This is a genomic window from Dactylosporangium sp. NPDC049742, assembly GCF_040674675.1.
GTDB classification, from domain to species: Bacteria; Actinomycetota; Actinomycetes; order Mycobacteriales; family Micromonosporaceae; genus Dactylosporangium; species Dactylosporangium maewongense.
In genome coordinates this window covers 245,936-258,654 of sequence record NZ_JBFANF010000003.1, presented here as the reverse complement: position 1 = coordinate 258,654, position 12,719 = coordinate 245,936, and the positions used below count along the sequence as shown (strand labels likewise).

General features: G+C 74.2%; 9 protein-coding genes. 6 read left to right on the top strand and 3 right to left on the bottom strand.

Features of this window, described 5'->3' with window-relative positions; translation table 11 throughout:
* Positions 1-20: 20 nt before the first annotated feature.
* From AB0J72_RS06465 to AB0J72_RS06450, 4 genes are all read left to right on the top strand, one after another.
* A complete protein-coding gene (locus AB0J72_RS06465; RefSeq protein WP_363395088.1) occupies positions 21-3,329 on the top strand; it encodes an amino acid adenylation domain-containing protein in 3,309 nt (1,102 codons plus the stop codon).
* An 85-nt stretch (positions 3,330-3,414) separates the two neighbouring features.
* Positions 3,415-4,185, top strand: coding sequence for a thioesterase domain-containing protein (locus AB0J72_RS06460; protein ID WP_363395085.1), 771 nt, complete (start codon positions 3,415-3,417; stop codon positions 4,183-4,185).
* Positions 4,182-7,727 (top strand): SDR family NAD(P)-dependent oxidoreductase, encoded by a 3,546-nt coding sequence (locus AB0J72_RS06455; protein WP_363395082.1) that lies wholly within the window; start codon positions 4,182-4,184, stop codon positions 7,725-7,727. The genes AB0J72_RS06460 and AB0J72_RS06455 overlap by 4 nt, the downstream gene beginning before the upstream one ends.
* A 212-nt stretch (positions 7,728-7,939) precedes the next feature.
* On the top strand, positions 7,940-8,485 hold the full coding sequence (locus AB0J72_RS06450) for an ABATE domain-containing protein (protein WP_363395079.1): 546 nt from the start codon (positions 7,940-7,942) through the stop codon (positions 8,483-8,485).
* 51 nt (positions 8,486-8,536) lie between these two features.
* Here the strand turns inward: AB0J72_RS06450 and AB0J72_RS06445 are convergent, their stop codons facing one another.
* Positions 8,537-9,163, bottom strand: a complete 627-nt coding sequence (locus AB0J72_RS06445) for a CGNR zinc finger domain-containing protein (protein WP_363395076.1) — start codon at positions 9,161-9,163, stop codon at positions 8,537-8,539.
* Positions 9,164-9,220: 57 nt separating this feature from the next.
* Here AB0J72_RS06445 and AB0J72_RS06440 point away from each other — a divergent pair, with 57 nt between their 5' ends.
* Together AB0J72_RS06440 and AB0J72_RS06435 are read left to right on the top strand one after the other, a co-directional pair.
* Entirely contained in the window at positions 9,221-9,586 is a 366-nt protein-coding gene (locus AB0J72_RS06440) for a nuclear transport factor 2 family protein (protein WP_363395073.1), read from the top strand.
* Between the two features lie 45 nt (positions 9,587-9,631).
* Positions 9,632-11,125, top strand: a complete 1,494-nt coding sequence (locus AB0J72_RS06435; protein WP_363395070.1) for a DUF4419 domain-containing protein — start codon at positions 9,632-9,634, stop codon at positions 11,123-11,125.
* Here the strand turns inward: AB0J72_RS06435 and AB0J72_RS06430 are convergent.
* Both AB0J72_RS06430 and AB0J72_RS06425 read right to left on the bottom strand, forming a co-directional pair.
* The gene (locus AB0J72_RS06430) at positions 11,105-11,743 is read right to left on the bottom strand and encodes a hypothetical protein (protein ID WP_363395068.1); all 639 of its coding nucleotides are present in this window, start codon (positions 11,741-11,743) and stop codon (positions 11,105-11,107) included. The two genes, AB0J72_RS06435 and AB0J72_RS06430, sit on opposite strands and share 21 nt — an antisense overlap.
* Complete coding sequence (locus AB0J72_RS06425) at positions 11,740-12,411, bottom strand: response regulator transcription factor (RefSeq protein WP_363395065.1); 672 nt, start codon at positions 12,409-12,411, stop codon at positions 11,740-11,742. Before AB0J72_RS06425 ends, AB0J72_RS06430 begins: the two co-directional genes overlap by 4 nt.
* Positions 12,412-12,719 lie beyond the last annotated feature (308 nt).

Sequence of the window (12,719 nt, the reverse complement as noted above, 5' to 3'; positions counted from 1 at the left end):
TCGACTGGGAGGACCGTGGCATGCCTCAACAGAGCGAACTGCTTCGTCGACTGCGCCAGCTCCCCGGGGACCGCCGGGACGAGCTGCTGGCCCGCCTGGAGGGCGTCTCCTCGGGGATCCGATCGGCCCCGCTGTCGTTCCGGCAGGAGCAGCTGTGGCTGTTCGACCGGTTCGCCCCCAGCAGCCGGGCCTACGGTCTCGGCTTCGCCTTCCCGATCGAGGGCCCGCTGAAGCCCGAGGCGCTGCGCGCGGCCCTGGCGGACCTGCAACAGCGGCACACGGTGCTGCGCTCGACGTTCCCCGACGACGACAAGCAGGGCACCCAGCACGTGCAGCCGGCGCCGCAGGACGTCCGGCTCGACGTCGAAGACGTCACTGACGGCACTGTCGACGCTGACGGCACCGGCGACCGGCTGCGCGCCCGTGCCGACGAGGTCGTGAAGGACGAGCTGCGCCGCGGCCTGGACCTCAACTCCGGCCCGATGGTCCGGTTCAAGCTGCTGCGCGCCGGCGACGAGCGGCACCTGCTGGTGCTCACCAGCCACTACATCGTGCTCGACCCCCGCTCCGCCCGCGTGCTGCAGCGCGACCTCGGCGTCGCCTACGAGGCCCGGGTCGCCGGCGCCGCGCCGCAGTGGAAGGAGCCGGCGGCCGACTTCGGCGCCTACGCGAGCTGGCAGCGCGACTGGTGCCGGCAGGACGGCGTCCGCGACGCGAGCGACCACTGGCGCGGCGCCCTCGCCGGCTGGGAGGGCACCGAGCTGCCCACCGACCACCCCCGCCCGCGCCTGCTGGACCTCTCCAGCGACGTGGTCCGGGCGCCGATCCCGGCGCCGCTCGGCGACGCCGGCCGGGACGCGTTGCTCGCCGCGTTCCTCGTCGTGGTCGCCCGGCACACCGCCCGCAGCGACCTCACCATCGGCGTGCCCACCGACGTCCCCGGCCCGTTCGACCCCGACCTGCTCGTCGGCGACTGCGGCAACCTGGTGCCGCTGCGGGTCGAGCTCGACGAGGCCGACAGCTTCGCCGCCGTCGTCGCCGAGGTCCGCGCCGCCCGCGAGGCCGGCGCCGAGCCCGCGGCGCTGCCCTTCAAGCTGGTCCTCGACGCGCTCGGCGTCGAGCCCGACGCCGGCCGCCTGCCCCTCGTGCAGATCGGCTTCGCCGACGCCGGCGAGCCCGCCGTCCCGGTCGAGGCCGACGGGGTGCGCATCGGCTGCGAGCAGGTCGACGCCGGCGCCGGCACGTTCGAGCTCGCCCTGGAGGTCGCCGGCGGCGAGCGGCCCACCGCGGCCGTCCGCTACGCGACCTCCCTGTACAGCCGCGACACCGCCACCCGTCTCCTGGACCGCTTCCTGCAGACCCTGGAAGTGCTGTCCGCCCAGCCGGACCGCCCCCTCGGCGACGCCCGGCTCGGCACCGCCGAAGAGCGCACGGACGTCCTGGACCGCTGGAACGCCCCGATCGGCGAGCCCGCCGACACGACGCTGCACGAGCTGTTCGCCGACGTCGTCGCGGCCGGCCCCGCACGGACCGCGCTGCGGTGGAAGGACGGCAGCGTCCCGTACCGCACGCTCGACAACTGGTCGTGCCGGATCGCCGACCAGCTCGTCGCCGCCGGCGTCGGCCTCGGCGACCTGGTGCCCGTCGTCATGGAGCGCGGCCCGGCGCTGATCGCCGCCGTCCTCGGCATCATGCGCGCCGGCGCCGCCTACGTCCCGATCGACACCGGCCAGCCCGACGAGCGGCTCGCCATGATCCTGGAGGACACCGGGGCGGACACCGTCGTCGTCTCCGCCGGCACCGCCGGCCGGGTCCCGGAGCCGCTGCGGATCGTCGTCGGCACCGACCCGGCGAGCGTGCCGGAGGACGAGGAGGCGTGCCACCGGTGCGGGCCCGCCGTCGTGCCGCCCGCCTCCGCCGCGTACGTCATCTACACCTCCGGCTCCACCGGCCGGCCCAAGGGCGTCATCGTCGAGCACCGCAACGCCGCGAACTTCGTGCGGACCGTGCGGGGCATGTTCGACCTCACCCCCGAAGACCGGGTGCTGCACTTCGCCTCGCCCGGCTTCGACGTGTCCGTGTTCGAGATCTTCGGCTCGCTGCTCAACGGCGCCGAGCTGTACGTCATGGACGAGGACCAGCGTCGCGACGTCGACGAGCTCGACCGGGTGCTGCGCGAGCAGCGGATCACCGTCGTGGACCTGCCGCCGGCCATCATGGAGCTGCTCGCCCCCGAGAACTACCCGGACCTGCGGATCGCGTTCGTCGGCGGCGAAGCGTTCACCGGCGAGCTGACCACCCGGTGGGCCCGCGGCCGCGGCTTCTGGAACGGCTACGGCCCGACCGAGACCACCGTGACCGTCGTCGCCAAGCGGTGCGAGGGCGAGTGGACGTCGTCGCCGCCGATCGGCCGGGCGATGGCCAACCACCGCGCCTACGTCGTCGACGCCGCCGGCGCCGGTGTCCTGCCCGCCGGCGCGATCGGTGAGCTCGCCATCGCCGGTCTCGGCGTCGCCCGCGGCTACCTCGGCCGGCCCGACCTGACCGCCGACCGGTTCCGCCCCGACCCCGACGGCCCGCCCGGCTCCCGCCGCTACCTCACCGGCGACCTCGCCGTGTGGAACGACGACGGCGAGCTGGAGTTCGTCGGCCGCGCCGACCGGCAGGTGAAGGTCCGCGGCGTGCGGATCGAGCTCGGCGAGGTCGAGGCCGCGCTGCAGGCCGTCGACGGCGTCGCCCAGGCGGTCGCCGAGGTCGCCAACGACCCTCGCACCGGTGCGCTGCTCATGGCGTACGTGGTGCCGGAGCGCGCCGGGGAGCTGCAACTGGACACCGTCCGCTCCGCCGTGGCCGGCCGGCTGCCATCGGCGATGGTGCCCTCCGTCCTGGTGCCCCTGGAGGCGGTGCCGCTCACCCCGAGCGGCAAGATCGACCGGCGCCGGCTGCCCGCGGTCGAGTTCGCCGCGGTCGAGGAGCTCACCGAGGCCGACGAGGAGAACAGCACGCCGACCGAGCGCACCATGCGCGAGGAGGTCTTCGCCCCGCTGCTGGGCGCCCGCATCGGCAACGACGTGAACTTCTTCGCCGCCGGCGGCACCAGCCTCCAGGCGATCCAGCTGTCGTCGCGGGTCAGCTCGGTGTTCGGGGTGGCGGTGCCGATCGCGGAGTTCTTCGCCAACCCGACCGTGTCCGGCCTGTCCGCGCTCGTCGACGCCGCCGGTGCCACGCAGGGCTCGCAGCGCGACGCCCTCGCCGAGGCCCTGGCGGCGGTCGAGGGGCGCAGCGACGAGGAGCTCGCCGAGCTCGCCGCCGAACTGGACGCGCGATGAGCGGGCCGGAGCGAAGCGGAGGAGCCGCGAATCAGCATCGCAGGGACGGGTCAGGCCGACGCCGGAGCGCAGCGGAGGTGGCGGCATGACGACAGCGACGGTCACGTTCACTGCGGACTCGCAGTGGGTGCGCCGGGTGCCCCGGGAGGGCGCCCGGCTCCGGCTGGTCTGCCTGCCGTTCGCCGGCGGCGGCGCGTCGGTCTACCAGGGCATGGCGGCGCTGCTGCCGTCCTGGATCGAGGTCATGGCGGTGCAGCCGCCCGGGCACGAGGACCGGTCCCGCGAGCCGCTGCCGGCCAGCATCCCGGGGCTCGTCACGGCGTGCGCGATCGCGCTGCGGCCGTACACGACGATGCCCTACGCGTTGTACGGCCACTGCGCCGGCGCCCTGCTGGCCCACGAGGTCGCGCACGAGATGGGCCGGCGCTTCGGGACCTGGCCGCAGCGGCTGATCGCCGCCGAGCAGCCGGCACCGCAGGCCCCGCCGCCCCCGGCGCCGCTGCACCTGCGGTCGGACGAGGACCTCCTGGCGTCCATCCGCGACCGTGGCGGGCTGCCCGCGGCGGTCGCCGGCAACGCGCAGCTGCTGGAGTTCCTGCTTCCCGTGCTGCGCCACGACTTCGCGCTCTGGGAGAACTACCGGCACCGGCACCGCCCGCCGCTGCCGGTCCCGATCACCACGGTCCGCGGCACGGCCGGCTCGGTCGACGAGACCGCCCTGGCCGGCTGGGCCGAGCAGACCACCGCCGGGCGCACCGGCGTGACCGTCGAGGGCGGCCACTACTTCATCGTCGGACTGACCGCGGCGGCCGCCGGGGGGATCGCCGCCGCCCTGGACGGAAGGACACCCCCGTGAGCACCACCGACACCATCGCCCGGATCGCCGCCGGAGCCGCCGGTGTGCAGGACGCCGCCGCCGTGTACGACCGCAAGCTCCGCGCCGCCGCGTCCCGCGTCTCCGGCGGGCAGGCCACCACCAGCCTCCCGTCCGGTGCGGAGATCCCCGCCGACCGCCCCGCCCTCGTGCACGGCCCCTCGCCGGTGCTGCCGCCCGACGCCGTGGCGACGCTGCCCGAGGCCCTCGAACGCGCCGCCCGCGTCGCGCCCGGCCGAGGCACCACGTACGTGCTCCCCGACGGCAGCACTGACCGGCAGACCTACGCCGAGCTCTACGACGAGGCCCGCCGCGTCCTGAGCGGCCTGCGCCGGCACGGCCTGACGCCCGGCGACGCCGTGCTGTTGCAGTGCGCCGACAGCCGCACGTTCGTCACCGCCTGGTGGGCGTGCGTGCTGGGCGGGTTCATGCCGACGGCGGTCGCGCCGGCTCCGGAGTACAACACCGACAACGCCGCCGTGCGCAAGCTCGCCTCCGCGTGGGAGCTGCTCGGCAAGCCGCCGGTCATCGCCGACGCCGCGCTGCTGTCCGGCGTGGAATCCCTCGCCGACCGGCTGCCCGCGCTGCGGGTGCTCGCCGCGGACACACTGCCTTCGGAGGAGCCGGCTTCCTGGGACGTGCCGGACCCCGAGGCGCTCATCGTCAACCTGCTCACCTCCGGCAGCACCGGCACCCCGAAGTGCGTGCAGCACCGCCACCGCACGATCGTCGCCCGCACGTACGCGACCATCGCCGCGAACGGCTTCACGCAGGACGACGTCTCGCTGAACTGGATGCCGCTCGACCACGTCGGCGGCATGATCATGTTCAACCTGCGGGATGTGTTCCTCACCTGCGAGCACGTCAACGTCCGCACCGAGTCCGTCATCCGCCGACCGCTGCTGTGGCTCGACTGCGCCGACCGCTTCGGCGCCACCTGCACGTGGGCGCCCAACTTCGCGTTCTCGCTCGTCACGCAGCGCGCCGACGAGATCGCCGCCGGCTCCTGGAAGCTCGGCACGCTCACCAACATCTGCAACGCGGGCGAGGCCGTCGTCGCCCGCACCGCCCGCCGGTTCGTGGAGCTGCTCGCGCCGCACGGCCTGCCCGCCGACGCCATGGTGCCCTGCTGGGGCATGTCGGAGACGTCGTCCGGCGTCACGTACTCCCGCATGCACCGCGACGACCCGGCCGCCGGCACGATCGCGCTGGTGCCCGCGTCCCTGGACGGCGCGCTGCGCGAGCTGCCCGCCGGCACCCCCGGCGCGGTCGTCGTCACCGAGGTCGGCGCGCCGATCCCCGGCGTGGCGCTGCGGATCGTCGGCCCGGACGGTGCGGTGCTCCCCGAGGGGCGCGTCGGCCGACTGCACATCTCCGGCACGACCGTCCAGAACGGCTACGCCCACAACGACAAGGCCAACGCGGAGAGCTTCACCGCCGACGGCTGGTTCGACACCGGCGACCTCGGCTTCCTGCGCGACGGCCGGCTGTTCCTCACCGGACGCCAGAAGAACATGGTCATCGTCAACGGGGCCAACTTCCCCGCGCACGAGATCGAGGCCGTCGTTGAGCAGGTCGCCGGTGTACGACCCGCGTGCTCGGCCGTCGCGGGCGTGCCCGACGAGGACACCGGCACCGACGCCCTGGTCGTCTTCTTCGTCCCCGACACCGACGACGTGCCGGCGCTCGTCGACGACATCCGCACGGCCCTGTCCCGGGATCTGGCGCTGCGCCCCACGTACCTGGTGCCGGTGACGGAGCAGGAGTTCCCGCGGCAGAACGGCGGGAAGGTGCAGCGGGAGCGGCTCCTGTCCGGCTGGCGCGCCGGCGACTTCGACGACCGCTGCTACGCCGACTCCACGGGCCCCTCGGACGCCGCGGACCCGGCCGGCACCGCGGCGCTCTCCGTCGTCTGGGAGCCCGCCGCCACGCCGTTGGAGCGCGGGCCGGCGACGCAGGTCCAGTTCGACGCCACCTCCGGTGACGATGACCGGGACGTGCTCGGCGACTTCCTCGCCGTCGCCCGGACGCTCGGGCCCGACGACGAGCTCGCCGTCCTCACCCGCGGCGCCGTCCACGCCGTCGAGGGCGACCTGGTCCAGCCGGACCGTGCCGGGTTGACGGCGCTCGTCCGGACCGCCGCCTCGGAGCGCCTCGCCGCGAGGATCACGCTCATCGACGCGCCCGCCGACGCGACCGACGCCGACCTCGCCGCCCTGGCGGGCATGCGACACGACGAGACCGTGGTCGCCGTGCGCGACGGCCGGCCGCTCGTGCAGCGGCTGCGCACCACGACGCTGCCCGAGGCGTTCGATGTCCCCGCCGACGTCCTGCCCCGCGGCGGCACCTGCCTCATCACCGGCGGCCTCGGCGGGCTGGGCCGCACCGTCGCCGAGCACCTCGTCGCCGGGCACGGGGCGCGGCTGCTCATCGTCGGCCGGACCCCCGCGTCGCGGCTCGACGACGGCTCCCGCGAGGCCCTGGAGATCCTCACGTCGATCGGCGAGGTCATGTACCGCGCCGCCGACGTCGCCGACCCCACCGCCCTGGCCGCCGCGGTCGCCGACGCCGAGACGTCCTGGGGCCGCGGACTGGACCTGGTGCTGCACCTCGCCGGCGCTCCCGTCGCGCCGCAGTGGGAGCAGCTGTCGCGGCACGAGCTGCGGGCCGAGTCCCCCGAGTGGCTCGCCGGCATGCTACGCCCGAAGGCCGGCGGCTGCGCCGCGATCGACCGGCTCCTGGCGACCCGCCCCGGCACCGCCGTCGTGCTCTTCTCGTCCGTCAACGGCCTCTTCGGCGGCACCGGCTTCGGCGCGTACGCCGCCGCCAACGCCGTCCTGGACGGCTGGGCGCACCGCTGGGCGGCGACCGGCCGCCGGGCGCAGAGCATCGGCTGGAGCATGTGGGACGGCCCCGGCATGAACGACGGCAGCCCCCTGGTCGCCGCCGCCCGGCACCGCGGCCTGTCCCTGATCGACCCCGCCCACGGCACCGTGGCGCTGCTCGGCGCCCTGCACACCGGCGCCGTGCACCTGCTGATCGGCGCCGACCCGGAGAACGAGCAGATCAAGCCGTTCCTGGCCGCGGACCAGCTGCGCGGCGGCACGATCGCGGTCGCCGTGGTGCCCTCCCCCGGCGAGGACCCGGAACGCGTCCGCTCCGCCGTCGCCACCCGCCTCGCACGCGAGGGCATCTTCGCCCGCGTCGGCGTGACGACCCGCATCGAACGCGACCGCAGCGGCGCCCCCGACCCGGCCGCGGTCCTCGCCGCGATCGGCACCGGCGGCGCCGGCTACACGGCCCCCGAGGGCCCCCTGGAGGAGCTCGTCGCGGACGCCGCCGCCGACGTCCTGGCGGTCCCCCGCATCGGCCGGGAGGACTCGTTCTTCAGCCTGGGCTGCGACTCGGTCCGCGCGCTGCAGCTCGCCCAGGCCCTCAGCGACCGCCTCGGCGCGCCGGTGACGGTGGGCTCGCTCTACGAGTCGCCGACGGTGCGCGCCCTGGCCGCCACCATCGCCGCCTGACCGCGCCACCCTGGACCCGGCGCCCCCCGCGCCGGGTCCTTCCGCGCCGCACTCATCTCTGCCCGACGCCTTGAAGCGACACACCCGATCCAGAACTGGGGCATCTCGGGGCATTGACCAACGTCTGAGTGGCGGAAGGTTTCGCCTTCGCACCGTGCCGGCCGGAAGAAGAGGCTTCTCGTTGGGCGGGCGGGGCGGGCTAGGGTGGGCGGATGGCGCGGCTGGACGGGTTGGGCGCGGGTGAGGCGCGGCGGTTCCGCAGCGGGCGGATGGCGCTCGATCTGGTGCACACGGCCGGCGACCGCGGGCGCGGGCGGGTGGAGCTGCTGAGCGGGCCGGACGAGCTGAGCCGCTGGCTCGGGGTGGTGACCGGGCTCGACCCGGTCGTGGCGACTGCGGCCGACATCGATCCCGTGCACGCGCTGCGGCATGCCGTGCGTCGCGCCGCCGCTCGTACAGTGGCGAAAACGGCGACAAGTGTCGTGGACCGGCTCGCGCTCAACGCGGCCGCGGTGCTCGCCCCTCCCGTGCCGGAGCTGCGAGCCGACGGCGTCGCCGCCGTGCGGGGCGTGGTGGGGGTGCCGGAGGTGTTGTCGCTGCTCGCCCGGGACGCGATCGAGCTGTTCGGCGGGCCGCTCGCGGCGCACGTCCGGATGTGTGGCGGCTGCGGGCTGCTGTACGTCGAGCCGTCGCCGGGCGGGTGTTCGCCTCGGCGCTGCGCGGCCCGGGTCAGGATGTCGTGGCTGCGGTCGGCGTAGCGCGTCCCGGATCAGGGCGCCACGGCTACGGTCGGCGTAGCGCGGGCCGGGTCAGGGTGTCGCGGTTACGGTCGGCGTAGCGCGCCGGTTGCGGTGGCTGCGGGCCTTGTTGCGGTTGCCGCACCGCTCCATCGAGCACCAGCGGCGGTTCCCGGGGCGGGACGTGTCGAGGAAGATCAGCTGGCACGGGTCGCCGGCGCACTCGCGGAGCCGGTCGCGCAGCGCGGGGGTGCCGATCACGGTGAGCGCGTCGCGGGCGAACGCGGCGAGCACCTGCCGCCCGGTGACCGGGGTGACCCACCGCCGGACCAGGTCGGCGGCGTCGACGCGGAAGCGGGGCGGGGCGTCCGCATAGCCGTTGAGGACCTCCACGGCGGCCGCGTCGACCGGGCGGCCGTGGGCGATGGCGGGCGCGATCAACCAGAACGTGTCCCGCAGGTGCCGGACCCGCTCCAGATCCGCCGCCCCGATCCGGAGGTCACTCACAGTGAGCGGCACGGGCGCGGCGAGCCGGGTGCGGGTCAACCAGTCCGCGAAGTCGGCGGGCCGGTGCAGGATCTCCCACCGGCGGCCCGCGCCGGGCCCGCCGGTGGCGAGCAGTTCGACGCCGAGACTGCCGGGATCGAACGAGAACCGTTGCCCATACGCACTGGTCAGCACGTGGATGCCTGGGTGCATGTAACCAGTTTAACCGGTGCGAACCCCGGGTATCCAACGTGCGGAAGGGGGGTCGACATGACCATCGCAACGGAGCTGAAGAACCTCGAGAAGGAAATGTGGCGGGCCAACCGCGAGGGCGACGGCGACTTCTACGAACGGGTCGTACGCGAGGACGCACTAACCGTCAGTAAACATGGCGTCGCCGGTAAGGCGGACATCGTCCCGAACGTCACCAAGAACGAGAACCCGTTCCTCAAGACCGACCTGAGCCACCTGAAGGTCGTGCAGATCAGCGAGGACAGCGCCCTGGTGACGTACAAGGCGACGGTGACCGCGCTGATCGACGACGAGCAGCAGAAGTTCCAGGTCCTCGCGACCAGCGTGTACGCCCGCGAGGACGACGAATGGCGCTCGGTGTTCCACCAGCAGACCGAGGTCTGAGCAGGGTCGGCCCCGGTCCGTTGACCGGGGCCTTACAGTCGGCGGGTGGTCACGTTCGGAGTCGATGACGTCACGCCCGCCGCCGCGCCGCTGCCGACCCGCCCGCTGGGCGGGCTGTTCCCGGACGCGCTGGCCGTCGGCGGCGACCTCGGGCTGGCGGTGCTCGAACCAGACGGGGTGCACCCGCTGCTGAGCGCCGTCGCGCGGGCGTTCGCCGACCACCGGCCGCTCGTCCTGTCGCCCGACGCGGTGTGGCTCACCATCGCGCAGGGCGTCGCCCAGCACATCCGCCTGCACGCCGAGGAGCTGCGCCCGCTGCTGGTCCGGCACGCCGGCCGCAAGAAGCTCGCCGTCACCATCGACGGTCCCGTGCCGCAGGACGCCGCCTCGTGGGCGGCGCTGACCGACCAGTTCGCCGGCCTGCTCGCGAAGGAGATCGAGGACGCCGAGCTGTTCGAGTGCGACTTCTCCACCAGTACGCCGGTCGAGCGGACCGCCGGGCGGGTGGTGCTGCTGGACGCGTACTCGCCGTACTTCGCGCTGTGGCTGGTCGCGGTCTGTGGCATCCCGTCGGTGACCCTGACCGGCACCGTCGAGGACTGGCGGCGCATCCGCGGACGGGTCGACGCGCTCCCGCGCTTCGGGTTGGACACCTGGTGCCGGTCGCTCGCACCGATCCTCGACGAGTTCGTCGGTGCCGCTTCGGGCGCGCCGGACGTCGCCTTCTGGCAGCGGATCTACAGCCCGGTCGACGCGTACGGCGGCGAGGTCGTCACCGGCTGGGTCACCCGCTTCTACCCGTACCTTGCCGACTCGGCCGTCGACCGCCCGAACCCGATGCTGGACCTGCCCGTCGGCGAACCACGGGACGTCCCCAGGAACCAGGGGCCCGGCATCCACAGCTCATCGGTGCCGGCGACGCTGTCGCGGGTGGTCGTGCACGTCAACGACCAGATCGGCGGCGACAACCGGGCCGTGGCACTGCATGCCGGGCTCGTCGCGGTCGCCCAGGACCCGGACGGCGCCCTGCGACCGGTCGCCGGCTGGCACCTGGCGGAGGCGGCGCTCGAGATCGACGACGTGATCGACCGGATGGTGCGCGACCACGACACGACCCCGGTGGGCGGGCTGCCCCGGTCAGGGTCCGTGGAGGGGACCGCCGAGGTCGTCGCGCTCTACCACCGCGTCGGCTCCGCGACCCTGTTCGACGGCGCGTGGCGGCTGCTGCCGGCGAACGAGCGCCGCTCGTTCACGACCGGTGACGACCAGCTTTGGGGCATCACGCTCTTCGAGCTGGCGGACGGTCGTACCATCGGCTCGATCGCGCACTGGCAGACGCAGACGGTGTCGTGGGTGCTGTGCCGGATCAAGGCCGCGATGCCGGGCGATCGCGACTTCCTGGCGAAGATGGTGGACGACCCAGCGGACGTGCCGGTGCTCGGCACGTCCCTCGCGATCCTGCTCTCCGCCGCCCTGGACTGCGGCGGCGACGTCGCGCACCTGGAGACCGGCCGCCTCTCACAGCTGGGTCAGGCGTAGCCAGCGGCAACTCCAGTCGTCGTCGTTGCCCTCGACCGGCGGCCCGTGCTGCTCCTCGGCCGGCGCGTACCGCCCCCGCCGGCCCTCCAGCCAGCCGCAGCTTGCCCGGTACCGGCCGGGGGCCAGCGGAAGGACGGCGCCGACGCCGAGCATGTGCTCCAGGTTGAGCCGGTTGTCGGTCCGCGTCGCCTCGGCGGCGTCGACCGGCGCCCACACCACCGCGACCTGCCCGCCGCCCAGCTCCAGCTCGGCGACCGTCCGCTCCCGCTCGCGCGCGGCGGGCCCGGCGGCGTACCGGCGCGGGGCGTCGCTGTTGCGCACCCATGACCGCACGACGAGCAGGCCGTCACCGCCGACAGCGACGTCCGCGCCACCCGGCCCGTCCATCTCCCACACCAGCCCCACCTGGTCCGCACCGAACCGGACCAGCCCCGCCTCGAGCTCGTCGTCGTCCTCCGGGTACAGGACGGCGTGGGCGCGCGCGTAGTCACACGCCGGGTCCAGCTCGTACTCGTCGTCCAGGACCGCCCCGCCCCACCCGGCGAACGACGCCTCGGCACAGACCAGCAGCGGCCCACCCTCACCGCCGACCCGGGCCACCCACTCGTACGCGCTCACCGGGCGGAGACCAGACCGGTCTGGTACGCGATGACGACGAGCTGCGCACGGTCCCGCGCCCCGAGCTTCACCATCGCGTGGCTGACATGCGTACGCGCCGTCGCCGGACTGAGAAACAGCGCCGCGCCGATCTCGTCGTTGCTCATGCCCTGCCCCACAAGCGTAAGAACCTCCCGCTCCCGCTGGGTCAACACGGCGAGCCGGTCCTCGGCCACCCGCACGGCTGCCCGCCCCGCGGTGAACTGCGCGATCAGCCGCCGGGTGATCCGCGGAGCGAGCAACGCCTCACCGGCAGCGATCACCCGCACGGCGTGCAGCAGCTCCGCCGGCCCCGCATCCTTGAGCAGGAAGCCGCTCGCCCCCGCCTGGAGCGCCTCGAACACGTAGGCGTCGGTGTCGTACGTGGTCAGGATCAGCACCCGCACGTGCTCAAGCCCGCGCATACCCGCGATCCGCCCGGTCGCCTGGATACCGTCGAGCTCAGGCATCCGGATGTCCATCAGAACGACATCAGGCCGGGTAGCCCGGGCCCGCTCCACCGCCTCCGCCCCATCGGCCGCCTCCCCGACCACGACGATGTCGTCCTCAGCATCGAGCAACATCTTGAACCCGGACCGCACCAACGCCTGATCGTCGGCAAGCAGCACCTTCACCGGCCCATCGCTCACACCATCACCTCCACCACGCTCCGACGCCGCCCTGAGCCGAACCGCGCACCCATGCTTCGCGTCCCTCCACTGCGTCCGGGCGCGCTCACGCCGTCACACCCACTGTGCTCCGGTACCGCGGCGCGAGTTCCAGCCTATGTTTCGCGGGCCTCCGCCGTGCTCGGGGGCCGCTCATGCCATCACGTCCGCTGCGCTCCGGCGCCCGCCTGAGTTCCAACCCATGTTCGCGGGCCTCCGCTGTTCACGTCTGGTGCCCCTTCGCCGTGCTCCGGCGCTGGCGTGAGCTGAACCCCGTGCTCATGGTTCCC

What these genes read in the sequence shown, in the direction of transcription:
- AB0J72_RS06465 (WP_363395088.1), top strand. Translation starts at nt 21, where the DNA reads ATGCCTCAACAGAGCGAACTGCTTCGTCGACTGCGCCAGCTCCCCGGG.
- AB0J72_RS06460 (WP_363395085.1), top strand. Translation starts at nt 3,415, where the DNA reads ATGACGACAGCGACGGTCACGTTCACTGCGGACTCGCAGTGGGTGCGC.
- AB0J72_RS06450 (WP_363395079.1), top strand. Translation starts at nt 7,940, where the DNA reads ATGGCGCGGCTGGACGGGTTGGGCGCGGGTGAGGCGCGGCGGTTCCGC.
- AB0J72_RS06445 (WP_363395076.1), bottom strand. Translation starts at nt 9,163, where the DNA reads ATGCACCCAGGCATCCACGTGCTGACCAGTGCGTATGGGCAACGGTTC.
- AB0J72_RS06440 (WP_363395073.1), top strand. Translation starts at nt 9,221, where the DNA reads ATGACCATCGCAACGGAGCTGAAGAACCTCGAGAAGGAAATGTGGCGG.